The organism is Fusibacter ferrireducens (assembly GCF_015352425.1).
In the GTDB taxonomy this organism is placed as follows: domain Bacteria; phylum Bacillota; class Clostridia; order Peptostreptococcales; family Acidaminobacteraceae; genus Fusibacter_A; species Fusibacter_A ferrireducens.
The window spans coordinates 12,270-36,022 of sequence record NZ_JADKNH010000005.1 but is presented as its reverse complement, the minus strand read 5'-3'; the positions used below and the strand labels follow the sequence as shown (position 1 = coordinate 36,022).

The 23,753-nt window shown below is 39.0% G+C and carries 25 protein-coding genes; 17 read left to right on the top strand and 8 right to left on the bottom strand.

All coding sequences use genetic code 11. The features are described from left to right. From cbiD to ISU02_RS08930, 17 genes are all read left to right on the top strand, one after another. Entirely contained in the window at nt 1-1,158 is a 1,158-nt protein-coding gene (gene cbiD / locus ISU02_RS09010) for a cobalt-precorrin-5B (C(1))-methyltransferase CbiD (protein WP_194701502.1), read from the top strand. Continuing rightward, a complete protein-coding gene (gene cbiE, locus ISU02_RS09005; RefSeq protein ID WP_194701501.1) occupies nt 1,151-1,765 on the top strand; it encodes a precorrin-6y C5,15-methyltransferase (decarboxylating) subunit CbiE in 615 nt (204 codons plus the stop codon). Before cbiD ends, cbiE begins: the two co-directional genes overlap by 8 nt. Next, nucleotides 1,755-2,333: a precorrin-6Y C5,15-methyltransferase (decarboxylating) subunit CbiT gene (gene cbiT, locus ISU02_RS09000; RefSeq protein WP_194701500.1), complete on the top strand. Its 579-nt coding sequence runs from the start codon at nt 1,755-1,757 to the stop codon at nt 2,331-2,333. The genes cbiE and cbiT overlap by 11 nt, the downstream gene beginning before the upstream one ends. Next, entirely contained in the window at nt 2,326-3,027 is a 702-nt protein-coding gene (cobI, locus tag ISU02_RS08995) for a precorrin-2 C(20)-methyltransferase (protein WP_194701499.1), read from the top strand. The genes cbiT and cobI overlap by 8 nt, the downstream gene beginning before the upstream one ends. Next, the gene (locus tag ISU02_RS08990) at nt 3,024-3,773 is read left to right on the top strand and encodes a cobalt-precorrin-4 methyltransferase (protein ID WP_207736238.1); all 750 of its coding nucleotides are present in this window, start codon (nt 3,024-3,026) and stop codon (nt 3,771-3,773) included. Before cobI ends, ISU02_RS08990 begins: the two co-directional genes overlap by 4 nt. Next, the gene (locus ISU02_RS08985; protein ID WP_194701497.1) at nt 3,709-4,899 is read left to right on the top strand and encodes a cobalamin biosynthesis protein; all 1,191 of its coding nucleotides are present in this window, start codon (nt 3,709-3,711) and stop codon (nt 4,897-4,899) included. The genes ISU02_RS08990 and ISU02_RS08985 overlap by 65 nt, the downstream gene beginning before the upstream one ends. Further along, nucleotides 4,896-5,612, top strand: a complete 717-nt coding sequence (gene cobJ, locus ISU02_RS08980) for a precorrin-3B C(17)-methyltransferase (protein WP_194701496.1) — start codon at nt 4,896-4,898, stop codon at nt 5,610-5,612. The genes ISU02_RS08985 and cobJ overlap by 4 nt, the downstream gene beginning before the upstream one ends. Next, the gene (locus ISU02_RS08975; protein ID WP_194701495.1) at nt 5,609-6,379 is read left to right on the top strand and encodes a precorrin-6A/cobalt-precorrin-6A reductase; all 771 of its coding nucleotides are present in this window, start codon (nt 5,609-5,611) and stop codon (nt 6,377-6,379) included. The genes cobJ and ISU02_RS08975 overlap by 4 nt, the downstream gene beginning before the upstream one ends. Nucleotides 6,380-6,533: 154 nt before the next feature. Then, nucleotides 6,534-7,772 (top strand): glutamyl-tRNA reductase, encoded by a 1,239-nt coding sequence (hemA, locus tag ISU02_RS08970; protein ID WP_194701494.1) that lies wholly within the window; start codon nt 6,534-6,536, stop codon nt 7,770-7,772. Beyond that, a complete protein-coding gene (locus ISU02_RS08965; RefSeq protein ID WP_194701493.1) occupies nt 7,765-8,358 on the top strand; it encodes a precorrin-2 dehydrogenase/sirohydrochlorin ferrochelatase family protein in 594 nt (197 codons plus the stop codon). The genes hemA and ISU02_RS08965 overlap by 8 nt, the downstream gene beginning before the upstream one ends. Continuing rightward, nucleotides 8,345-9,241, top strand: a complete 897-nt coding sequence (hemC, locus tag ISU02_RS08960; RefSeq protein WP_194701492.1) for a hydroxymethylbilane synthase — start codon at nt 8,345-8,347, stop codon at nt 9,239-9,241. The genes ISU02_RS08965 and hemC overlap by 14 nt, the downstream gene beginning before the upstream one ends. Beyond that, on the top strand, nt 9,242-10,756 hold the full coding sequence (cobA, locus tag ISU02_RS08955; RefSeq protein ID WP_194701491.1) for a uroporphyrinogen-III C-methyltransferase: 1,515 nt from the start codon (nt 9,242-9,244) through the stop codon (nt 10,754-10,756). It begins immediately after the preceding gene. A 127-nt stretch (nt 10,757-10,883) separates the two neighbouring features. Further along, nucleotides 10,884-11,864 (top strand): porphobilinogen synthase, encoded by a 981-nt coding sequence (gene hemB / locus ISU02_RS08950; protein ID WP_194701490.1) that lies wholly within the window; start codon nt 10,884-10,886, stop codon nt 11,862-11,864. A gap of 9 nt (nt 11,865-11,873) precedes the next feature. Then, nucleotides 11,874-13,175, top strand: coding sequence for a glutamate-1-semialdehyde 2,1-aminomutase (hemL, locus tag ISU02_RS08945; RefSeq protein WP_194701489.1), 1,302 nt, complete (start codon nt 11,874-11,876; stop codon nt 13,173-13,175). Nucleotides 13,176-13,477: 302 nt separating this feature from the next. After that, nucleotides 13,478-13,864: a YxiG family protein gene (locus ISU02_RS08940; protein ID WP_194701488.1), complete on the top strand. Its 387-nt coding sequence runs from the start codon at nt 13,478-13,480 to the stop codon at nt 13,862-13,864. Nucleotides 13,865-14,055: 191 nt separating this feature from the next. Next, the gene (locus ISU02_RS08935; protein WP_194701487.1) at nt 14,056-14,502 is read left to right on the top strand and encodes a hypothetical protein; all 447 of its coding nucleotides are present in this window, start codon (nt 14,056-14,058) and stop codon (nt 14,500-14,502) included. Nucleotides 14,503-14,659: 157 nt separating this feature from the next. Then, on the top strand, nt 14,660-14,902 hold the full coding sequence (locus tag ISU02_RS08930; RefSeq protein ID WP_194701486.1) for an AbrB/MazE/SpoVT family DNA-binding domain-containing protein: 243 nt from the start codon (nt 14,660-14,662) through the stop codon (nt 14,900-14,902). Between the two features lie 174 nt (nt 14,903-15,076). Here ISU02_RS08930 and ISU02_RS08925 read toward each other — a convergent pair whose 3' ends face one another. The 8 genes from ISU02_RS08925 to ISU02_RS08890 all read right to left on the bottom strand — a co-directional run bounded on the left by ISU02_RS08925 (nt 15,077) and on the right by ISU02_RS08890 (nt 23,753). Then, nucleotides 15,077-16,462, bottom strand: coding sequence for a short-chain fatty acid transporter (locus ISU02_RS08925; protein ID WP_194701485.1), 1,386 nt, complete (start codon nt 16,460-16,462; stop codon nt 15,077-15,079). A 15-nt stretch (nt 16,463-16,477) separates the two neighbouring features. Continuing rightward, the gene (locus ISU02_RS08920) at nt 16,478-17,422 is read right to left on the bottom strand and encodes a 3-hydroxyacyl-CoA dehydrogenase family protein (RefSeq protein WP_194701484.1); all 945 of its coding nucleotides are present in this window, start codon (nt 17,420-17,422) and stop codon (nt 16,478-16,480) included. 2 nt (nt 17,423-17,424) lie between these two features. After that, nucleotides 17,425-18,249, bottom strand: a complete 825-nt coding sequence (locus ISU02_RS08915; RefSeq protein ID WP_194701483.1) for a beta-keto acid cleavage family enzyme — start codon at nt 18,247-18,249, stop codon at nt 17,425-17,427. A 293-nt stretch (nt 18,250-18,542) separates the two neighbouring features. After that, a complete protein-coding gene (locus tag ISU02_RS08910) occupies nt 18,543-20,060 on the bottom strand; it encodes a sigma-54 interaction domain-containing protein (RefSeq protein ID WP_194701482.1) in 1,518 nt (505 codons plus the stop codon). A gap of 95 nt (nt 20,061-20,155) precedes the next feature. Then, on the bottom strand, nt 20,156-20,998 hold the full coding sequence (rsmI, locus tag ISU02_RS08905; protein ID WP_194701481.1) for a 16S rRNA (cytidine(1402)-2'-O)-methyltransferase: 843 nt from the start codon (nt 20,996-20,998) through the stop codon (nt 20,156-20,158). 79 nt (nt 20,999-21,077) lie between these two features. Next, nucleotides 21,078-21,860, bottom strand: coding sequence for a tRNA1(Val) (adenine(37)-N6)-methyltransferase (locus tag ISU02_RS08900; RefSeq protein ID WP_228727773.1), 783 nt, complete (start codon nt 21,858-21,860; stop codon nt 21,078-21,080). A 105-nt stretch (nt 21,861-21,965) separates the two neighbouring features. After that, nucleotides 21,966-22,883, bottom strand: a complete 918-nt coding sequence (locus tag ISU02_RS08895) for a PSP1 domain-containing protein (RefSeq protein ID WP_194701480.1) — start codon at nt 22,881-22,883, stop codon at nt 21,966-21,968. A 9-nt stretch (nt 22,884-22,892) separates the two neighbouring features. Beyond that, on the bottom strand, nt 22,893-23,753 hold the full coding sequence (locus ISU02_RS08890; RefSeq protein ID WP_194701479.1) for a DNA polymerase III subunit: 861 nt from the start codon (nt 23,751-23,753) through the stop codon (nt 22,893-22,895).

The following is a 23,753-nucleotide window of genomic DNA, read 5'->3' as shown; positions in this document are numbered from 1 at the left end:
ATGAATACACCCTCTAAAATTGATTTTACAAAGACAACTGATCGCGTGTTAAATTCAGAGGGCAAACTTCTGAAAATGGGCTATACCACAGGAGCTTGCGCCACAGCTGCGGCAAAAGCGGCACTTTTAGTGATGCTATCGCCAGAAGAAAAAACACGCCTCCTTCTTGAAGGTGTGGAAATTTTCAATACGGAGGGCACATCGCTTACTCTGCCGGTGTCTGATATCACTCTGCATGAGAAAGATTATTGTTCCTGTAGCGTCATTAAGGATTCGGGAGATGATTACGACGTCACAAACGGTCTTGAGATCGTGGCTGATGTGAAGCTCACAACCGCTTTTAATGCAATTCAAATAGAGGGAGGCCACGGTGTTGGCAGAGTCACCAAAGCAGGGCTTCGATGCCCCTTGGGCAGTGCTGCCATCAACCCGACACCACTTCAAATGCTTAAGGAAAATTTATCATCTATAAAACCCATCGCCCTTGGCATTGAAGTCCTTATTCGTGTGCCCAAAGGCGTTGAAATTTCTAGAAAAACTTTTAATGAGCGCCTAGGTGTTCAAGGGGGCATTTCCATTATTGGCACAACGGGTATTGTAAGACCCATGAGCGAAGATGCTTTTATGGCATCCATTTATGCTGAACTCAAACAAAAATATACGCTATGTCCAGAACAACTCGTCTTAGTTCCCGGAAAACATGGTGAAAATTTTTGTTTTAATGTCCTTCAAAACAGTCGCATGAATTTTAACCAAGATCAAATTGTTCAAATGAGTAACTTCGTTGGCTTCTCAATCCAATCTGCCGCTTCGTTGGGATTTAAAAAAATTTTGATCGTCGGTCATGTGGGCAAACTCATAAAGATTGCCGGTGGCATTTTTAACACACATTCCAAAGTAGCCGATGCAAAATCCGAAATCATCTGCACCCAGCTCGCACTTGACGGTGCGCCACTTGAACTGATTAGAGCTTGCTTTGATGCCAATACCACAGATGAAATTTCAGATCTACTGTTTGAAACGCCTTATTTCAAGAGCTTTCAAACATTGACTCAACGCGCGAAAACAAAATGTGAAGTCTATATCCATGGTGAAGCCCAAATCCAGATCATCATGTACGATATGAAAAATAGAGTCTTAGGAGATACAAATGATTAAAATTATAGGCATAGGCCCTGGTGATGCCAAATATTTGACACAGCAAGCCACGGTTGCCCTGTCCAAGAGTCCATGCATCATCGGCACTCAGAGACAACTCGAAACAATAGAAGCCTTCAGTGAAGGCACCTTACTGGTCTACAACGGTAAACTTTCGCATCTGGAAGAGTTGATGCATAATGCCCTTAAAGCACATGATCATGTGGCACTTGTAGCTTCTGGAGACCCCAGTTTTTATGGCATCAGTCAATGGGTGCGACGTACATTTGAAGAAGAGCAAATCGACATTTTAAACGGCATTGGCAGCTATCAAATTCTATTTTCAAAGACGGGCTACCCCATGCATGATATTTACCTCACAAGCCTTCACGGCCGAACACTTGATCCCAAGGAGTTGACTGCCTATAAGCGATTATGCGTATTGACGGATACAACACATACACCCTATAAAATCGCAAGGCTCATTCTAGATCAAGGTCAAAATCCAATGATGATCATAGGCGAATCTCTCTCCTATGAAAATGAAAAAATCGAAGAACATCGTGCAAGTGATGTGGCAGATAGAGAATACGAAATGAATGTGGTGATCATAGACTATGAAAGATAATAACTTTATTCGGGGCAAAAACCCCATGACTAAAATGGAAATTAGAAATACCATTATCAGTTACCTTGAATGCGAAGAGGCTTCCTCTGTGCTGGACATCGGTGCCGGCACCGGTTCTGTGAGCGTTCAAATCGCAAAACAGTTTCCACACCTCACGGTGGATGCCATTGAAATGACTGAAAGTGGCATAGAGCTCATAAAAGCGAATGCTCAAAATCATGCCCTGACAAACGTGACACCCATACTTGGAAAAGCACCCCTTGATCACTACCCACCCAAAATATATGACCGAATCTATATTGGCGGAACAGGGTCAAATCTAAGTACAATCATGGCTTGGCTTGAAAAAAGTCACATGAGAACGGGGACTATTATCGTGTTTTCTGTAATCACGCTTGAAAGTTTAAATGGGATCATGTCTTATTTAGAAGCCCACGAGCAATACACTGAACTGGAGGGTTCCATGATTCAAGCCAGTCGTCTTGAACCCCTTGGCAGATATCACTATTTTTCGCCACTGAACCCTTGCTATGTGATCAAATGCACTTATGGAGGTCTAAATGTCTAAATTTTATGGTATTGGTGTTGGCCCTGGAGATCCAGAGCTACTCACCTTAAAAGCCGTTAACTGTTTAAAAGCACTGGATATACTTGTAGTGCCGCAAGGTCGAAAAGGCGGTCAGAGCGAAGCGCATATCATCGCCTCACCTCATTTACCTTCCTCCGTGGCAGTCATCGCGAGGCATTTTCCCATGACTGCCAATCAAAAGGAAATGGATGATGCCATTGATCCAATTGCTGAGGAAATCAAAGCACTTGTGGACTCGGGTAAATCCGTTGGCTTCGTCACACTGGGTGATCCAATGCTCTACAGCACTTACATCTACTTACTCAAGAGATTAAAAGATCAAATTGAAATCGAAACCATTGGGGGTCTATCTTCATACAGTGCCATGGCATCTGGTTTTAACAGACCCTTAGTTGAAGGCGATACGCCACTGCTCATATACCCTTGTACAGAGGACTTATCTGATCTTGAGCAAAAGCTCATGACACATGAGTCTATTGTACTCATGAAAGTTTATCGCAATTTCGATATTATCAAATCATTGCTCATGAAACATAATCTCATTAAAGATGCCGTTGCAGTCAGTGATTTTTCTAAACCTAATGAAAAAATATATGACAATCTTGAGACTGTCAATTTCGAAGATATCAGTTACTTCACCACTATACTCATTAATAAAGGATGGCAAAAATGAAAGTATATTTTGTGGGCGCAGGCCCGGGAGATCCAGAACTCATCACCGTCAAAGGACAAAGAGCACTTGCCACAGCAGATATCGTGATCTATGCAGGCTCACTTGTGAATCCTGCATTGCTCGACTATTGCACCCCAGAATGTGTGATTTATAACAGTGCCACCATGAACCTCGATGAAATCATCGACGTTTGCGAAACGGGCACTAAAGCGGGCAAAAAAGTCGTGAGACTTCACACTGGCGATTTTTCAATCTACGGTTCATTGAGAGAACAAATTGAAAGATTGGCACCGCTTCAAATTGAATATGAACTCATACCAGGTGTGAGCAGTTTCTTAGGCGCAGCCTCTGCACTTGAAATCGAATACACTGTCCCTGAAATTTCACAGAGCGTCATCATCACAAGGATGGAAGGTCGCACACCCGTCCCTGAAAAAGAAGCCCTTAGATCATTCGCTGCGCATCAAACTTCAATGGCAATATTTCTGTCCACTGGGATGCTGGAAGAGGTCATGAAAGAACTTCACATCGGTGGCTACCCAATGACGACACCTGTTGCCGTGATCTACAAAGCCACATGGCCAGAACAAATCATTGTACGTGGCACACTGGAGGACATCGCAGAAAAAGTGAAAGCAGAAGGTATCACCAAAACAGCATTAATCATCGTAGGAGAATGCCTTGGAAAGTCTTATAACGATTCAAAACTCTACGACAAGGACTTTAAGCATGAATTTAGATCATAAACCTCACTTCGTCTTTTTCGCTTTAACTGAAAAGGGTCAACACGTGATGACAGATTTAGAAAACCTTCTCAAGATTCATTTTGTCAATTGCGATGAAGCCTTTCTGCCCACTTATAAAGCCTATTCGCCTGCTGAATTAAAAGCACTTGGCGGGTTAAAAGAGGTCGTGGCTCAAACTTTTGAGGAAATCATACCGCCTTCGCATTCAGCTTATGACAATCGGCATCAGACGATTTTAGTTTTCACATGCGCAGTGGGTATTGCAGTGAGAATGCTTGCACCACATCTCAAGGATAAGCTTAAAGATCCTGCTTGTATTGTCATAGACGATCACGCGCGATTTGCCATCAGCTTACTTTCGGGACATATTGGCAAAGCCAATGCTTATACAACCCTGTTTGCAGAGTGCTTAAAAGAAGCCTATCAAACCGTGCCTGTAATCACCACAGCAACAGACATTAGGGGGATACAGGGCTTTGAAGAAGTGATGTCCTTTTTCAAAATTAGTCTGGAGAAAAACAGACCCGCTATAAAGGTCTTAAATACAGCATTGGCAAATGATCAGACGATTGGTCTTCTATTAGATCCCATGCTCCGCATTTCAAAGTCCTATGACAGCAATGCCATCACTGTCTATGAAGAATCCCGTGCATTCTTTGAACACACTGGCCCTAAAGCCATCATAACCCTTCGAAAACCTGAGCTGTGGATAAATCCACTATACGATGATGATTGCTTTATTTTCTATAGTCAATCTTTAGTCGTTGGAACAGGATGCCGAAAAGAACTGCCTTTTGAAGATTATTTTAAACAACTTTTAAAGGCATTGAGTGCCGAAGGGCTCTCGATACAGGCCATCGGCGTCATCAGTTCAGTGGCTTTAAAGGCAAAAGAAAATTGCCTTTTAGTGCTTTCTGAAGCGCTTGAAGTGCCTTTTATAACACATAGCACAACACAGTTAGCCCCTTTTACAAAATACTTTGAAGGCTCTGATTTTGTTGAAAAGACAACAGGTATTCGATCAATTGCAGGCCCTTCGGCCTATATACTTTGTGAAGATGCACTTACTTTTAAAACATTTAAAAAAGAAAAATGTACTTTTTCCTTTGGGAGGATTGAATTATGATATATGTCATTGGCATTGGACCAGGCGCAATTGAAAAGATGTCGGAAGAAGCAAAAATCGCAATTAACCGTTCTGATATCATCGTAGGTTACAAAACTTACATCAAACTCATTGAATCTTTGTTGACGGAGCAAGAAGTCATAAGTAACGGCATGCGCGGTGAAGTTGAACGCTGTAAGGAGGCGATAGAACGCTCTAGAACGGGTAAAACCGTTTCAGTAATCAGCAGTGGTGACGCTGGCGTTTATGGTATGGCAGGCCTCATTTACGAATTGGCAAATGCAGATGACGTCATCAAGGTAATTCCAGGCATCACCGCTTCAAGTGCAAGTGCAGCTTGTTTAGGTGCACCTTTAATGCATGATTACTGCCATATTAGTTTAAGCGATTTATTAACCCCATATGATCTCATCATGGATCGAGTGAAGCACGCTGCTCATGGCGACTTTGTCATCTGCTTTTATAATCCGAAGAGTCATGGTAGAAAAGATCATATTAAAGTGGCGCTTGATCATATTAGAGCCATTCAAGGGGATCACATCTTAGTGGGCGTTGTGAAAGACGCCAGCCGCGAAGAAGAAGCTTCTTATATTTTTAAAATCGATGAAGTAGACTATGATCTCATAGACATGACTTCTATGGTCATCGTCGGCAACCAAGCCACTAAAGTCATCCACGGTAAAATGGTGACGCCGAGAGGTTATCACGTATGATTTTAGTACTCGGCGGCACACATGAAACCACTGAAGTTTGTACGCTTTTAAATCAACTGGGTTTAGAACATGTTTTATCTGTCACCACTGACTTTGGCGCCAAACTCTATGGACATCTCTCAACCGAGTGTTTAATCACTCGGTTTGAACCAGATACTTTGGAAGCTTACATCACCCAAAATGAAATCGGGCTCATCATAGACGCCACGCATCCACATGCCAGTGTGGTTAAGGCCATGGCAAGTTCAGTAGCTCATAAAATGAACTTACCCTATATCCTCTATCAGAGAGCCGTCGATCTAGAAATCGACTTAAAAATGGCAATGCCCACTTTTGAAAGTATGGCACAGGCGATTGCCCATGTAAGATCGTATTCAGATGAGAAAACGCATATCCTCATTACGGGTATTAAGCACATTCGCGAATGGAAAGCAGCGTTTGATGTGAACCAGCTCTACTTTAGAATTATGCCCTCGCTGGAATCTTTAAAAATTTGCTTGGATGAAAAAATACCTGCTGGCAACATTGTGGCTATAAAAGCGCCCTGTTCCATCGCTTTCAATCAAACACTCTTTAAGGATTTTGAAATTGACTATTTCGTCTTTAAAAATTCAGGCGCAGGCAGTGCCTTTAAACAAAATATTGATTCACTTGAAGGAACTGACGTCATCCCCATTTGTATTCAACCTGTTGTCAGCAAAACAAGTGAAAGCTGTGGCGATTTAAACGCGCTTAAAAGTAAACTTGAATCCTTAAAACTATTTTAAAGGCCTTTGCCTTTTAGTTTACAGAGCCATATCCTGAGAGACAGATTAGCCTCTAATTTGTCTTTGATGATATCGCTTTTGACCAAATGAGTTCACAAATTGATTGGATATATGATCTATAATGAACTCGAACACTGATCTTTAGGAGGTTACTATGCAAATTGGGATCATTGGATTAAATCATCACTCTGCTTCTGTTGCAGAGAGAGAAAAAATTGCTCTGACAGACAATCAAAAAATTGAATTGATGCAGACAATTATAGGTCTTGGAGCAATCGAAACCGTTGTTCTGGGCACCTGTGGTCGATTTGAGATCTATTATGTCACTCAAATGGATCATTTCCAACCAATAGAACAAAAAATTCTTAAACACCTTAAAAACAACTTTAAAATAGATGCCGATCTCTACCAAAAGTCTGGATTTCATGTGATTGACCACCTTTTTAAGGTCTCTTCAGGTCTTGATTCTGCAATTATAGGAGAAGATCAAATCCTTGGACAAACTAAGAATGCACTGACACTTTCTTCAGATTGCCTTTGCAGCGGCAAAATACTCAACAAGCTCTTTCGAGAAGCGGTGTCTTTCTCAAAACGCATCAAAACAGAACTGAAAATATCTGAAACACCCCTATCACTGAGCTACATTGGCATAAAAAAAGCCAAATCAGCCATGACACTTACAGAAGACACCATCATCACCATGGTCGGTTTAGGCAAAATGGGCAATCTCGCAATAAAATATCTCTTTGAAAGCCCTTTTAAGACCATCTATATTGCTGTCAGGAATCCTGAGAAATTGTCACAAGAAATTTTAGACCATGATAAAATAATGATTGTGCCCTTTGAAGAACGCTACAATGCAATCAACAAAAGTCACCTCATTATCTCTTCAACGGCTGCACCACATCCAGTGATTCGAAAATCCTCTTTAAATTTTAAAACTCAAACACCTGTGATTGTGGACCTTGCCATGCCTAGAGATTGTGAACAAAGCGTTTATGAAATGCCTGGCATTACTGCTTGGGATGTGGATGCATTGAAAGAAGTCTCTGAGGAGAACTATCACAAGAGACAATCTCTGATAAAGCAAGTGGATGATCTCATCTTCGATAAATCCAATGAGTGTTTAAAGTGGATTGAAGCAACTAAAGTAGATGATCTCTTAAAATCTTGGAATAATTCCATCAATGAGATCAAGGGGCAAACACTGGACATTTTATCACGAAAAATGGACTTGAATGATGAAGATTTAAAACAACTTCTAGATAAACACTTGGAATCTGCGCTCAAAAAAATGATTAAAAAACCACTTGAATCTTTGAAGACTATGGACAATTCCGTAAAACGTGAACACAGTGTCCAGCTTTTAAAGGAGCTTTATGGCTATGAATAATAAACCTGTTTTATTAAAATGTGAATCATTAAACATATTAATCATTGGCGGTGGTCACATTGGATTTCGAAAAGCTTCTGGCTTTGTGGATAAATGTGCCTCTTTGACGATTTTATCCCCGGAATTGTGCATAGAATTCAAACCTCTCGTGGATAAAAATAAAATCAACCACATCCCCATGACTTATGACGCTTTTTACAAGCAAAACAGTCCTCTTCTAATGTCCATGCATTTGATCTATGCATGCACTGATCAACCCATCGTCAATGCTAAAATCAGTGATGATTGCAAGCGCTTTGGGAAATTAGTGAACCGAACCGATCAGTATGAACTTGGCGATTTCTCCGACATGCTTTATCAAGATCACGAGACACATTTAATCGCTGTATCCAGCAAGGGGTCCCCTTGGGGAAGTAAAATTCTCATGAATTATTTAATTCAAAATCTACCTGAAACATTGATCCGAAAGCTTTCTCTTTTAAAAAAGGGAAGAAGACAGTTCCGTGCAAAAGGTCTAAAATTTGATGAAATCAATAAAATGCCCATAGAGCAATTAGAAAGGATCTTAAAAGATGAAAACCATTAAAGTAGGTACGCGTGGCAGTCGACTTGCCAGAGCACAGACAAATTGGGTCATAGACGCCTTAAAAGCACTCGATGCTTCTCTGACATTTGAAACCATTATTATCAGCACCAAGGGCGATGAAATTCAAAATATTTCGCTGGATAAGATTGGCGATAAAGGTCTTTTTGTTAAAGAAATTGAACAACAGCTTCTCAATGGACACATTGATATCGCCGTCCATAGTATGAAAGATATGCCCAGTGATCAAGGCTCGCCACTTGCCTTTTCAAAAGTACCTAAACGAGAAGATCCAAGGGACGTTCTCTCTCTGAGAGAAGGCTATACATCCCTGGATGATCTCCCTCTAGGGGCACGCATTGGCACTGGTAGCAAGCGTCGGCTTTTTCAGCTTTTAAAAGTCCGTCCTGACATCGTTCCAGTGGCCATCCGTGGTAATGTCGAAACACGTCTTTCAAAAATAGAAAAAGAAAATCTTCATGGGGTTATACTCGCAGCCGCTGGTCTACATCGCTTGGATTTATCACATCGAATTACACAATATCTCGATCCTAAATTGATGATCCCAGCACCAGCACAGGGGGCTTTAGCACTCCAGTATCATCAAGAGCGTGAAGACCTAAAAGCACTTTTAAATCAATTATCTGACGAAGATTCAGACCTTTGTGTACGTGCAGAACGCGCTTTTTTAAAAGGTGTCAATGGCAGCTGCCACATCCCTATGGGTGCCTATGCTGTGCTTTCTAAAGATAAAGAGACACTTGAAATGACCTGTGTTTGGGGCACAGAAGACGGCAGCATCTTAAAAAATGTAAAACTTTCAGGTTCTAGTGATGCCCCAGAGCTATTGGGTCAAAGATGTGCCGATGCCATAAAGGAGGCCTAAATGAATTCAAAACAGTCTATTGGAACCGTTTATCTTGTGGGCGCCGGACCTGGTGACATTGGTTTATTAACCCATAAGGGTTTATCTCTCCTAAAATCTTGCGACTGTCTCGTTTACGATCGACTTATACAAGATGAGATGCTGGCACTTGCGCCAGCTTCTTGTGAAAAAATATATGTGGGCAAGGCCGCTTCAAACCACGCCATGCCCCAAGAAGATATCAACTTACTACTTTGTGAAAAAGCAAAACACTTTAAAACAGTGGTCCGCTTAAAAGGTGGCGACCCCTATGTCTTTGGAAGAGGCGGCGAAGAGGGCGAAGTCTTAAGAGCGCATCAAGTGCCTTTTGAAGTGGTCCCTGGGATCTCTTCTTCTATTGGTGGTCTCGCCTATGCGGGTATACCCATCACGCATAGAAATCATGCTTCCTCGTTTCACGTCTTTACTGGACACTTTAAAGATGATTCCAAAGACCATGATTGGTCCGTGGTGGCCAAAATTGAAGGCACGCTGGTCTTCTTAATGAGTATCAGCAGTATTCCCTACATCACTTCACAATTGATTCAATTTGGAAAAAAAGCATCTACACCCGTTGCAGTTGTTTCGAATGCCGCATCCAGTGACCAGCAAGTTTTTGAGTCCACTCTTGAAAAAGCACTGGATGAATTGCCAATTGGTCAAATTAAGTCACCTGCACTCCTCGTGGTTGGTGAAGTCATCCATATGAGAGAAACGCTTAACTGGTTTGAAAGTAAACCGCTCTTTGGTAAAAAAATAGCAGTGACACGCGCCACTGCACAGAGCAGTAAATTTTCCGCTATGTTGAGAGCACAAGGTGCATCTGTGATAGAGCTGCCCATGATCGCCATTGAAAGCCTACCCCATAAACTTGAGCAAGATCACCTCGCAAAGAGCACACAGATATGGTTCACCAGTGAAAATGGCGTCCATGAATTTATGAAATCTCTTTGGGCGCTAGACTTAGATACAAGAGCACTTTTTGGACACAAGATACTGGCAATTGGACCAACGACCTCTAAATGCTTAGAGCAATACGGCATAAGACCGGACTTCATGCCCACCCGATACACGCAAGAGGGTATCATTGAGCTTATGAAAACGAAATTGAATGCGTCTGATTCTATCCTTATACCTGGAGCTGCCGTCATGAGATCTCTTTTAACAGACTGGCTTGAGGACATCTGCACCTATGAAAAATTAGCGATTTATCAAACTATTAGACCTATTTACGGTAAAGATGAGCTCGTGCCGCTTCTCAACAAGATTGACGCACTTGATTATGTGACGTTCGCCAGTGGCTCTGCTGTACGACACTTCCATGAGTTTCTTGAGCAACACGATATTTCACTCCATTCAAAGGTGAAGTTTGCCTCCATTGGGCCAATCACTTCTGACACTTTAAAAGCACTTGGATATCATGTTCATTTGTCCGCTGAGCCGCATACTCTAGAGGCATTACTCACACAATTGATAGAGGATGCGCAGTCATGCTAGAGGATGCACTCTGACCATTCACGATGTGCCGTGGCAATTTAGGATATAAAGTTGCAATTCAGGATATACAATAATTTCAAGATCCTATTGAAATATCAACAGCAATTAAAATAAGGAGAATTTTCAGATGAAACGCTTTAGAAGACTTAGAATGCAAGATAATTTAAGACCGCTCATTAGAGAGCACTCACTTTCCCTTCATGATTTAGTCTACCCTCTATTCATCGTAGAAGGGGAGGGCATTAAAGAGGAAATCCCTTCTATGCCAGATGTCTATCACTTCTCTATTGATAAACTCAAAGATGAGCTGGATGAACTGGACGCACTGGGTCTTAAAACCCTGCTTATTTTCGGTGTGCCCGATTCAAAAGATTCACATGGACATTCTGCCTATGATGAAAAAGGTATCGTCCAGAAGGCTGTAAGGGCAATTAAATCACATAACGATTCCTTCTATGTGATTACAGATGTCTGCATGTGTTCTTATACAGATCATGGGCATTGTGGTATCATAGACGACAGTGGCAATGTTATGAATGATATCACCACAGAATATCTCGCTCAAATTGCGCTCAGTCATGTTAAGGCAGGCGCAGATATGGTGGCGCCATCTGATATGATGGATGGTCGTATCAAAGCCATGAGGGATCACCTAGATGAAAATGGTTTTGAATATGTACCCATTATGTCGTATGCACTCAAATACAGCTCAAACTATTACGGCCCTTTTAGAGTTGCTGCCGATTCAAGTCCTAAATTTGGAAATCGCAAGCGCTATCAAATGGATTACCATAATAAAAGAGAAATTCTCGATATCGTCCACGAAGATATTCAGGACGGTGCTGATCTCATCATGGTGAAACCTGCAATGATGTATTTGGATTTGATTCAAAAAGTCAAAGAAAATTGTTCTAAACCAGTAGTTGCCTACAATGTCAGTGGTGAATATTCGCTGATCAAGCAAGGTATCATTTCAGGGCTTGTGGATGAAGCCATTATTTATGAAACCATGATCGGTTTTAAGCGTGCCGGTGCAGATATCATCATCACTTATTTTGCAAAAGAAATTGTTCGAAAATGGCTGTCAGATGACAACAGTGCCATATAGGAGGTCTTTATGTCAAATCAAAATACAAATTCTAGAGCACTCTTTGAGCGTGCTCAGGCCGTTATTCCCGGTGGCGTTAACAGCCCTGTGAGGGCTTTTAAATCCGTTGGATGCGACCCCATCTTTATTGAAAAAGGACTGGGCTCTAAAATATACGATGCAGATGGCAACAGCTATCTAGATATGATCTGCTCTTGGGGACCATTGATTCTAGGCCACAGTCATCCAGCACTACTTGAAAATATAGAAGAAGTCTTTTCAAGAGGCACCAGTTTTGGCGTGCCCACACATCAAGAGGTCACAATGGCGGAACTCATTGTCAGTGCATACCATGCCGTGGATATGGTACGCATGGTCAATTCAGGTACCGAAGCGACCATGAGTGCCATTCGCGTCGCTAGAGGCTATACGAATCGCAACAAAATTCTCAAATTTGAAGGCTGTTACCATGGTCATTCTGATGCACTTTTAGTAAAGTCGGGTAGTGGCACACTCACCTATGGCGTCCCTACGAGCCCTGGCGTACCCGAAGCCACTGTGAGAGATACCTTAACTGGACGTTACAACGACATCGAAATGGCACGTCAGATCTTCGAAGAAAACAAAGATGAAATTGCATGTGTCATTGTTGAACCCGTTGCAGGCAATATGGGTGTTATTCCAGGAACCAAAGCTTTTCTGGATGCATTGAGAGCTCTTTGCGATGAGTATGGCTCACTTTTAATCTTCGATGAAGTCATCACCGGTTTTAGGCTCGATTTTGGGGGCGCTGAAGCGGTTTATGACGTTCATCCTGATCTCGTCTGCTTTGGTAAAATAATCGGTGGTGGGCTTCCTGTGGGCGCGTACGGTGGCAAGAAAGAATTCATGTCTATCGTCTCACCACTAGGTCCTGTTTATCAAGCGGGGACGCTTTCTGGCAATCCACTTGCCATGCATATGGGCATTCAAACGCTTAACTATCTTAAGGCACATCCAGAAGTTTATATGCACATGGAAGATAAAGCAATCCACCTTGAGAATGAATTGAGTGCATTTATTGAAAGCAACAATCTGCCACTCTCATTTGTCCGATTTAAGGGGATGACATGTCTCTTTTTCAAAGCGGGCGCCTTTAGCAGCTATGACGACGTCAAAGATTGTGATACTGAAAAGTATGGCGAATTTTTCAGAATAATGTTGTCTGAAGGCATTTTACTGCCACCTGCTCAATTTGAAGGATGGTTCCTCTCAGAAGCGCACACCATGCAAGATATTGATTATTTAATTTCAAAAACCAAGACCGTACTATTATCCATGTATACAAGATGATTTCTTTATAAAGATTAAATAATCATTGAATTTTAAGGAATTTGCTATATTTTTTAGGGAATTTGCTATATCATTAATGCAAGTTCTCTTTTTTATACTCTATTATTTGCAATCCATATTTAGATAAGTTTCATTTAATAAGAAATTTTAACTTTTCAAAAAAACGTTGCATCCGGTTCAAATATATGATATTAATATATGTGTTTTAAAAGTTATACAATTTTAAGCGACATTAATAGAACAAGTCCCTATAGCTCAACAAGCTTTTGAAACTTGTTTTGAATTAAGGAAAGAGGTGTCTTATGACTAACAGTTTTAACCCCATTTTAGATAACTACGCTAAAGGTAAAATTGATGCCATTAACTTTGATATGGATTTTGATAAAATTTCAATAGATATAATACGACATGACTATGACGATAATGCTCTGATTGTTTTTGAAGATGTAAAGGCCTTTTACTTTATCGATCACGATCTCAAAACAGAGCTTGAGCTTTCAGATAAGAATCTGAATATTATTTCTTATGACACGCTGGGATTTGGTGAGTTTACTGCGGTGGATACGCGATCCTCAGAAGACCTATTCGTTTCTGTTCCAAACTTTGCTGTGAATATCAATAACTCGTCACTTTATATTGATGCGCATCGCATCCGAATTAACAATAAAGAATATGCCGTGAAATTATAATTTGATTTATTAAAAATATTCCAATTACAAATTAGAGAGCCCATCGAAAACTTTTATGCTTATTAAAGTTCTCGATCTGCTCTTATTTTATTTTCTGTTTTTTTCATAAATTTAAGGTATAATATTTTTAGAATCCAAACATCTAACGACTGAATTCAAATTTATTCAACTCATAACTAGGAGGTTAATTCATGAATAGTGAAATTGTCATTTCTTTAAAAGATATACTTTTATTTGTACTTTGGGGACTATTAGTAGTGATCTTTACATATCTCATTCTAATTTTAACCAAGGCCTTTAAAATTATTAAAACGGTTAATCATGTGGTGGAGGATAATCGCACAAAAATTGATGCAACGCTTGACGTTATTCCTGATTTGACAAAGAATATCGAAGTCATCTCTGGAGAATTTGCACATGATGTAAGCGCTTTTAGAGGAACGGTTGACAATGTTGCTGAAACCTCTGAGTCCATAACGGAAACACTTAAGGAAAATCAGTCTTTCATGGATGGCATTGCTTCTTTTATGCATACGGTTGCCATTGGAAAGGCCATTTATGATAAATTTTTTGGGGAAAAACTGGAAGATTTAAAAGAGACGATCAAGGAAACAGAAAAAGAATTGAATGATTTATAGACTTGAATTTCAATGCCTTCGCGCAATATAATTTTTAAAGCGCAGTTATCAATTTTTAAAAAACATTCTCGTTTTTTACTACATTTGTTGACTTATGGAAAATTATAAGCTATTATTATATCATGGAAATGTTTAAAATTGTCTCAGGAGGTTTACAATGAAATCAACAGGTATTGTAAGAAAGGTCGATGAGCTTGGCAGAGTGGTTATTCCAATTGAATTAAGACGTACACTCAGCATCGGCGAGAAAGATGCTCTAGAAATTTTCACTGAAGGTGAAACAATCATCTTAAAAAAATATGAGCCAGCTTGTATTTTTTGTGGTCAAGCAAAAGGTGTTAAAAACATCAAAGGCAAAAATATTTGCCCTGCTTGTGTAGATGAAATTAGAGTATTATAGTTTTGTTCTAATTTTATATGGCACAATGTTTGTAGTTTATTTGCTGTAAAATAAAGCCAACGCAAAAGCGCTGGCTTTACATATTTTTTGTGCATAAATAACTTTTAGTTATGTGATGTCATTTTATATGATTTGAATTCAACTGATTTGAATTCAACTGCTACTTTTAAATTATTAGAAGAAATTTGGTAGCACGAGCAATCCTATCGAGGTCACAATGAGCCAGAATAACCAGATAAAGGCCATATATCCCCAAACATCTTTTAATTTCATTCTGACAATTGCAAGTGCTGGTATAACATAAAGGGGTTGAAGTAAATTTGTCGCTTCATCACCGTACACAAAGGCATTGAGTACATGTGGGACATTCGCCTTTAAAGATAATGCCGCATCAATTAATATTGGTCCCTGAACAATAATTTGTCCCCCTTGTGATGGAATGAATAAGTTGACAATGGATGCTGAAATATATGCAAAAAACGGAAGTGTTTCAGCTGTTGCAATAGCTGTAAATCCACCCACTATAACTTGACCAAGTCCAGAATCTATCATCATCCCAGATATACCGCCATAAAACGGAAACTGTATCATGACATCTGTCGCAAGACTCATGTTATTTTTGTAAGCGCCTACAAACTTTGCTGGCGATCCATATAAAAAGAAATTTGCTATTAAAAAGATAAAAATTACAAAGTTTAGGCTTAAAGAACCTAAAAATCCTTTTTCAAATATAGTTGTTCCAATAACCACTAATCCACCTAAACCGATGAGATACATAATCAATCTACTGCCATTCATTCGATCTGCAAAAGATAGTTTTCCCGTTGTTTTTGAGACTTCTTCTTCAGATTCGTCCTCATCGTCAAATCCTTTAAATTCAACGATTTGATCCTTTGGAGGCATTGCCATAATTGTCAATATGATCGTTCCAATGGCCAATATAAAGAACAATATCGTATTGAGCGGGTTGTATACAGATACATCCTGTGTTATAACGCCGATCTTATCCACCAAAAAGTGGTCTTGTCCAGCAATTAATGCGTACACGGATGCACTGGGACCAAGACATTGCCCCAAAATCATAGTTGAATAGCCCGCTGCAATAAGCATCGGAAAGTGGAGTCCTTTAATTTTTTTACTCAAAAGCATAGCGAGTACTGGTGTCGCTATCGTACCAAATGCCCAGTTCATAAAACTTGCCACATATCCGAAAATCATGAGTAATATAATAGCTGTTACTGGTGTTTTGGCGAGACCAGCAAATTTAGAAAGCATACCTTTAACTTGTTTCGATCTTGCTGTAACAGAACAAGTTACAACCATAAATGACATCTGAAATGCAAAACCAATTTGGGACCATATCCCCTTAAACCATGAGTTAACCATATCGGTTGGCCCAAAATCTGTAAATAAAACGCCAGATACAAATAATATTAACGTTAAAATTAGGCAGAAAACAAGTGGATCTGGAATAATATTTTCTGCAGCAAATTCAAACTTTTGGCTAAAGCGCCATAACAGCGAACCATTACTTTTCTTTGCATTTGTATTCGTAAACATATTCTCCCCCTTAAATTAAATATAATTTGAAATAATTTTTAACTGCGTAATTAGGCGCTTATTAAAGGCCTCTTTCTTTTGGTCCATTTGATCTTGAGGATATTCAAAAAAACCTTTCCCTGTTTTGATCCCAAGGTCTCCTGAATTCACTTTTTCCCTCAATATCGAATTGGCACACAAACTATTATCCATTACTTTTAAAAGATTATCTCCAACGGTGCACCAGATATCTAGTCCCCCCATATCTGCAATCTCCAATTGCCCTGCTGTTGCATATCTAAACGCAGGACCAAATTTTAAGGCCTTATCTATATCTTCTGGCTCAGCTACCCCCATCTCCATAAGAGAAAATACTTCTCTTGCAATGGCTTGTTGAATTCTGTTTGCAACAAGTCCTGGTACATCTTTTAACACTTTTACAACCTGTTTCCCTGAATGCGTATAAAGTAATTCTACCTGTTTATAAATTTCAAGAGGCATATTGCCAAAGAAAGAAAGCTCTGCTATCGGCATTAAATGTGCTGGGTTATACCAGTGACAGACCATCATTCTCTTTTTTCTTTCTTCGCTTACATCTCTCATCATATCTTCTAGTGCCAAACTTGAAGTGTTGGATGCAAAAATGGCCTCTGGTTTACAATAGCCATCCATTTCCTTAAATAACTTTTGTTTGAGTTCAATCACCTCAGGAACAGCTTCAATAACATAATCTGCGTCTGCAACAGTACGCTGTAAGTCATCGAATACTGAAATTCTTTCAAGTATTGAACGGATCTCTGATTTTTTAACAACATCATGCTCTGCCATAAAATTGAGTTCTGTTTCAACAGCCTCTAAGAGATGATCACGGATTTCTGAATTGAGTTCATAAACATTGACTTGGAAACCGTGCATTGCAAAAGTTTCTGCAATGCCATGCCCCATAGTGCCACCACCTATTACTGCAACATTTTTGATCATAATTAACTCCTTTTTAATCCAAGGATCTCTCTTGCTTCATCCGGTGTTGCCACTTCGTATCCTGATTCCTTTATTAAGTTTGCCGCACGCGTAACGAATTGAGCGTTTGACTTTGCCAACTCATTTTCAGAATACATCACGTTATCTTCCATACCAACTCTAACATGACCACCTAAGGCAATTGCTGCCAGTAAAATTGGAATATGACCTTTTCCGATGCCAAGTGCAGACCATGTTGATTTTTCTGGCAACAACCCTTTCAAATAAACTAAATTTTCAACAGTTGCAGCAGAGCCACCAGCAGCTCCTAATACAAATTGAAAGTGCATATTGTTTTCAAGGAATCCCTTTTTGTTATAATACAGCGCATTATAAAGCATACCCGCATCAAAAATCTCAATTTCTGGTTTCACATTATTTGCTTTCATTGTAACAGCCAATGTCTCTAAAAACTTAGGGTGATTAATAAATAATGAATTATGCATCCAATTCATAGAACCACAGTCATAAGATGCAATTTCCGGTTTAATCATTTTAAGATGTGCTTGTCTCGTCTCATCAGTCGCCTCTAAATCTCCTGACGTTGTCAAGTTAATGACGATATCGCACTTTTCTCTGATCAATTTAACCGTCTCAGCAAAGAGCTCCTTGCGCATTGTACCTTTGCCATTTTCATCACGCATGTGAAGATGTGCCACTGCTGCCCCAGCCTGATAACACTCATACACATCATTCGCAATTTCCTCTGGCGTCATTGGCACATTGGGATTGTTTTCCTTTGTCGGCCAAGCACCTGTTGGTGCCACAGTTATAATTCTCTTCTTCATAAAAACTCCTTTCACTACGCTCTACTTCTTTTACTACAAATTACTTTTGTAGATTGCACAAGTATATATTGCAAAAGGCATGCCAGTTGGCAAATTTGATTAGAAACGCTTAAATTCCAACAATACTGAATGATTTATCCGTTTTGTTGCTCTATGGCATAACGCATTTTATATAACAAAAGTTATAACTATGTATGGATACAAATAATTTATGCTTTATAAAGCCGTATTTAAGTGACAAAGTTAAGAATAAGCGCATTATAACTATAGTTATAATGCGCTTATTCTTAATGTTATAACAGATAATCTTTATAATTAACGCCTATGCGCTTACATTTTTTTGAAAGCGCTGGCTGGCTAATTTTCAAAGCTTTTGCAGCTTTATTAATCGAGCCATGCTGCTTTAATGCCTTTTCAATAATTTGAGTTTCAAATCGTTCAACTTCATCTTTTAATCCTGAAGTATTTTGACCCTCATCTTTATCAGAATCAGATAGATGGAGTAAATTTTGCAACATCTTGACTTTAATAACGGGCTCTCTGTTGACAACAACAATACGCTCAATTACATTTTCCATTTCACGGATATTGCCCGGCCAATCATAGGCCTCTAATATTTTCAACGAGCCCTTCTCAAAGGTCAAATTTTTTCCATATTTTTTATTGTATCTCTCTAAAAAATAATTTGCAAAAACAATAATATCGCATTTACGCTCTCTGAGAGATTTTAAGTGGATTGGAACGACATTGATGCGATAGTATAAGTCCTTTCTAAATCTGCCTGCTAACATTTCCTTATGAAGATCCTTATTGGTAGAGGCAATTAAACGGATATCCAAATTTATCGTTTCAGTGCTCCCAAGTCTCATAATTTCTTTGTTCTGCAATACGCGCAATAATTTTATCTGTAGCTTCGTTGGCATATCTCCTATTTCATCAAGTAAAATCGTACCTTCATTGGCAAGTTCAAATAAACCGATTTTACCTTTCTTACTCGCATCTGTAAATGCACCCTTTTCATATCCAAAAAGTTCTGATTCCAACAATTCTGCTGGTATTGCAGCACAGTTAATCTTTACAAAAGGTTTATCTTTTCTGTTGCTTTTATTAAAAATTGCATCGGCAAAAACTTCTTTTCCGGTTCCAGATTCTCCAGTGATCAATACAGAAACATCTGTTGGCGCTATGGTCTCAATAACATCGAAAATCGCTTTTGTATCTACCTCTTGGCTCTCTATAATTTCATTGGAGAGTTGCTTCCTCAGAAATTTAATTTCTTCAGCTGCTTTGATTCTATGAGATTTGAGATTGCAAATTTCCTGTTCAAGGTCTCTTAACTCCGTGATATCTCTGTTGTTGATGACCACAAGCCTTATTTCACCGTGCTCATCCATAATAGGCGATCCTGTAACGAGATGTTCTCTGTTATTTAAGAGACTTTTCCCAATGGAACTGATCCTTTTTCTTTCTTCTAGAACCCTCATCGTAACAGCGCCTTGATAAATTTTACCTTCCTGTGATATCTCTTTTACCGTTCGGTTGAGTACCAAATGCTTGTCAATTCCGGTTATTCTAGAATAAGCTTCATTTACATAAATCGTTTTGCCCTCGCCATCTGACACATAGATGCCGTCAAAGAGATGATCACTGATTTCTTTAAAGTCTAGATAATTTTCAATGAGAGTTTCATATAATTCATTGTAGGTATCCACCAGCGATTTTATCTCAGTAACATCCGCTTGTTTCTGCTGTTTCTCATATATTTTTCCGACCAGTTCATGAAGTTTTATAATTTTTTCTCTATCCGTCATCTTATACTTTATGATATTCTCCTTAGAAAATCATTTCCTCCTCTCCATGAACGCTCTTTTAAAATCATATTAAGTCAAACAGAATCCTTAGTCAATCAGAGAGGCTCTTTAATTGAAATGGCATATACTTCAGATTTTTTGACCTGTTTTTCTCTAGCAACTCTTTTAATTGCTTCTTTTTTATCGATGCCCTGCTCTATATAATGATTTAGCAATGCCTCCACAGATAAACTTTCTATCACACTCTCACCCTTTGGCGCTTCTTCAAGACTGCCTTCAATCAGCAGTACAATCTCGCCTTTTACCTCTTGCTCCTCAAGTGATTTTATCAGAGTTAACAAAGGGCCTCTTTTATACTCTTCATATTTTTTTGTGAGTTCCCTTGCAATAACTGAATTTCTATTCCCTAACACATCGTAAATAGCTTTCAAAGTCGCCTTAATTCGATGCGGTGACTCATAAAAAATCAACGTGCCTTTCTCATATTGAATGGATTCAAGATAGGTTTTGCGCATCTTTTTATCTCGATCCAAAAACCCTTCAAAGATAAACCGAGAAGTATCCAGTCCAGATCCCACAAGTGCAGTGGTAAATGCTGTGACACCGGGTATAATTTCAAATTCATACCCCTGTTCAATACACAGTTTTATCACATCGTGACCAGGGTCTGAAATTCCTGGCATCCCTGCATCCGTCACAAGTGCCACCATATCTCCAGCATCTAATTTGCTTAAAATTTCAGGTCCCTTTATTTGCTTATTGTGTTCATGATAACTATAGAGCGGTTTTTTAATTTCAAAGTGATTCAGCAACTTCAAACTGTGTCGAGTATCTTCTGCAAAAACCACATCACAAGTTTGTAAAATTCTAAGTGCCCTATAAGTGATATCCTCTAAATTGCCAATGGGCGTCCCACATATATATAACTTACCTCTCATGATCCATCTCCTTAAATCTGATGCCATAGATCTGTTCATAATAATGCATTTTATCTCAATAACGACATCTGAACTCTATCTATTCAAAAACCGTTATATTCTCCATCCCATAAATATCGTAAATTGCCTTCGTGTAATCCCCCTGATTTGTTCTCACAATCAAAGGATCATGAAATTTAAGATCTGAACGCCCACCTTTGGCACATCGGATTAAAAAGATATTGGGTTTTTTGTGCGCATAAGGCTGAATCATTCTAATTTCTTTGGGCTCTAGCTTATTCTGCTTGCAAAGATATATGAGATCTGCCAATCGATTTGGCCTGTGAATCATATACAGATTTCCCCCAGGTTTTAAAAGACTGCTGGCATTAACGATGATATCTTCAAGTGTACAGAGCACTTCATGTCTTGATATGGCCTTCTTATCAGAAGGATTTTTAATACCGCCATCTGTGCTCATATAAGGTGGGTTGCTCACAATCGTGTCCATTGTGCCCTTATCAAAATATTGAAGTGCCTCTTTTAAATTGGCTCTTATAATTTCAATTTTATCCTCCAAATGGTTTAATTTCACACTCCTGCTGGCCATATCAGCAACTTCTTCCTGAACTTCAAATGCATAGAGATGTTTAAATTCTGTCTTACCAGCCAATAATATGGGAATAATCCCAGTGCCCGTTCCAAATTCAACAATTTGATGTGTGCGCTTCACCTTTACAAAATGACTTAGTAATACAGCATCTATACCAAAACAAAAACCCTTTGGATCTTGAATAATTTTAAGCCCATCCAATTGTAAATCGTCCACTCGCTCATGCGGCATGACCAATTCTTTTTCAAGATCTCTCTCCAGTCTTTTCATACATCTCTCTCCCAATTTCATTTTTAAATCCTCGATCTCCACCGCTACCCTCGTAAATATAGAAAAGAGCTTTAATGGGAATCGCCACAAAGCTCTTTTAAAATTCTAGTCTTCTAATTTTTTTAATGCCACAAAATCCACAGGCTCTGTTTCAGTTGGAATCGCTGCCACATGAGAATGTCCATGACTTTTGTTAACTTCAATCACTTTAATGTTCGCTTTGTTATAAGGGACTATATCTTCACTAAGTTCTTCATGAGGACTTGTTTTTATGATATGTCTAACTTTTACTTGTTCAAGTAAAATATTGGTGTCCACAACATATGCACTGCCATCTGGTGTTTTGACTTTATCGCCTCTATTTGGCATGCCCACTCGAATTTGTACATAAGTCTCGTATTCATATTTCAAGCAACACATCAAACGACCGCAAAGTCCTGATATTTTAACGGGGTTAAGTGACAGATTCTGATCCTTCGCCATTTTTATAGAAACCGGCGCAAAATCGCCTAACCAACTCCCACAACAAATCTCTCTCCCACAAGGCCCTAATCCTTTTACCATTTTAGATTCGTCACGAACGCCTATTTGTCTAAGCTCAATCCGCGTTCTAAAAATAGCTGCCAAATCTTTTACAAGTTCTCTAAAGTCAATCCGGCCATCTGCTGTAAAATAGAAAATAACTTTATTGTTATCAAAAGTATATTCCACATCTATGAGCTTCATATCAAGCTGATGTAATTGAATCTTTTCAATGCAAACATCAAACGCTTCTTTTGCCTTATTTTTATTATTTAAATGGATTTCATCGTCTTCAGATGTTGAAGTTCTAAGAACAGGCTTCAATGGACTTATGATCTGATCTTCAGTGATTTCTCTTCTTCCAATGACACATTCGCCATATTCCACACCTCTAGCAGTTTCAACAATCACATGATCGTTTTTATTAACGTCTACATCACCTGGATCGAAATAATAAATTTTGCCAGCTTTTTTAAATCTCACGCCTACGACAGTGATCATTTATGCCTCCTATTGTATACATTTGAACAGCAATTGATCAATTGTAAGTTCAAAGTTCATATTATTTTTAAGTTTTAATTCGACATCATCTATAATGAAGATCAACTCGACCAATTTTTCAGTGGTAAAACTCTTATTGAGTTTTTCAAGTTGATCTCTATAGTCCAGTATAGTGAAATTTTCAGAATTTATCAATTGAAGATTTTCAGTTTCACGGAAGATCATGACGTCCCTGAGTATTTTAGCAACTCTGTTGATCACAACTTGAAACCTTGATTTATCTTCTTTGGCATATAGGGCAAATTCGAAAACCCGATTTACATCCTTAAACTCAATACTTTTAACAAACTCAATTGCCTTATTTAAGATTTCTTGTTCAATTTCTTCTCCCTGTGATTCCAAAGCATGATAAAACTGAATCACTTGGCATCTTGAAACAACGGTTTCAAGAACAGCTTCTAAATTGTATGTCATAAAAATAAAAAGAGCATATTCTGGCGGTTCTTCCAGTGTCTTAAGAATTCTGTTTTGTGCTCTTGGCGTCATCAAATCCAAATCTTTAAAAATGACAATCTTAAATTTGCTCTCGAAGGGTTTAATATAGATATACTCTTGAAAAGCTTCTACTTGTGCATTTTTAATTGAATTGCCATCTGGTGAAATGATCATAAGATCCGGGTGATTGTTCGAATTTATTTTTAAACATGACGAACAGGAATCACAGCCGGTGTGTTCCTGTTTGCACAAAACTAACTTTGCAATTTCAGTTGAAAACTTGATATCATCCGTTCCTGAAAAAATATAACTATGTGATAGCTTGCCACCTAATATGGCCTTTTCTAAAAAAAGTCTCTGTGTTTGATACTGCAT

Bases quoted from the DNA above. Each gene is read 5' to 3' on its own strand.
- cbiD (WP_194701502.1), top strand. From the start codon at position 1: ATGAATACACCCTCTAAAATTGATTTTACAAAGACAACTGATCGCGTG.
- cbiE (WP_194701501.1), top strand. From the start codon at position 1,151: ATGATTAAAATTATAGGCATAGGCCCTGGTGATGCCAAATATTTGACA.
- cbiT (WP_194701500.1), top strand. From the start codon at position 1,755: ATGAAAGATAATAACTTTATTCGGGGCAAAAACCCCATGACTAAAATG.
- cobI (WP_194701499.1), top strand. From the start codon at position 2,326: ATGTCTAAATTTTATGGTATTGGTGTTGGCCCTGGAGATCCAGAGCTA.
- ISU02_RS08990 (WP_207736238.1), top strand. From the start codon at position 3,024: ATGAAAGTATATTTTGTGGGCGCAGGCCCGGGAGATCCAGAACTCATC.
- cobJ (WP_194701496.1), top strand. From the start codon at position 4,896: ATGATATATGTCATTGGCATTGGACCAGGCGCAATTGAAAAGATGTCG.
- ISU02_RS08975 (WP_194701495.1), top strand. From the start codon at position 5,609: ATGATTTTAGTACTCGGCGGCACACATGAAACCACTGAAGTTTGTACG.
- hemA (WP_194701494.1), top strand. From the start codon at position 6,534: ATGCAAATTGGGATCATTGGATTAAATCATCACTCTGCTTCTGTTGCA.
- ISU02_RS08965 (WP_194701493.1), top strand. From the start codon at position 7,765: ATGAATAATAAACCTGTTTTATTAAAATGTGAATCATTAAACATATTA.
- hemC (WP_194701492.1), top strand. From the start codon at position 8,345: ATGAAAACCATTAAAGTAGGTACGCGTGGCAGTCGACTTGCCAGAGCA.
- cobA (WP_194701491.1), top strand. From the start codon at position 9,242: ATGAATTCAAAACAGTCTATTGGAACCGTTTATCTTGTGGGCGCCGGA.
- hemB (WP_194701490.1), top strand. From the start codon at position 10,884: ATGAAACGCTTTAGAAGACTTAGAATGCAAGATAATTTAAGACCGCTC.
- hemL (WP_194701489.1), top strand. From the start codon at position 11,874: ATGTCAAATCAAAATACAAATTCTAGAGCACTCTTTGAGCGTGCTCAG.
- ISU02_RS08940 (WP_194701488.1), top strand. From the start codon at position 13,478: ATGACTAACAGTTTTAACCCCATTTTAGATAACTACGCTAAAGGTAAA.
- ISU02_RS08935 (WP_194701487.1), top strand. From the start codon at position 14,056: ATGAATAGTGAAATTGTCATTTCTTTAAAAGATATACTTTTATTTGTA.
- ISU02_RS08930 (WP_194701486.1), top strand. From the start codon at position 14,660: ATGAAATCAACAGGTATTGTAAGAAAGGTCGATGAGCTTGGCAGAGTG.
- ISU02_RS08925 (WP_194701485.1), bottom strand. From the start codon at position 16,462: ATGTTTACGAATACAAATGCAAAGAAAAGTAATGGTTCGCTGTTATGG.
- ISU02_RS08920 (WP_194701484.1), bottom strand. From the start codon at position 17,422: ATGATCAAAAATGTTGCAGTAATAGGTGGTGGCACTATGGGGCATGGC.
- ISU02_RS08915 (WP_194701483.1), bottom strand. From the start codon at position 18,249: ATGAAGAAGAGAATTATAACTGTGGCACCAACAGGTGCTTGGCCGACA.
- ISU02_RS08910 (WP_194701482.1), bottom strand. From the start codon at position 20,060: ATGACGGATAGAGAAAAAATTATAAAACTTCATGAACTGGTCGGAAAA.
- rsmI (WP_194701481.1), bottom strand. From the start codon at position 20,998: ATGAGAGGTAAGTTATATATATGTGGGACGCCCATTGGCAATTTAGAG.
- ISU02_RS08900 (WP_228727773.1), bottom strand. From the start codon at position 21,860: ATGAAAAGACTGGAGAGAGATCTTGAAAAAGAATTGGTCATGCCGCAT.
- ISU02_RS08895 (WP_194701480.1), bottom strand. From the start codon at position 22,883: ATGATCACTGTCGTAGGCGTGAGATTTAAAAAAGCTGGCAAAATTTAT.
- ISU02_RS08890 (WP_194701479.1), bottom strand. From the start codon at position 23,753: ATGCAGTATCAAACACAGAGACTTTTTTTAGAAAAGGCCATATTAGGT.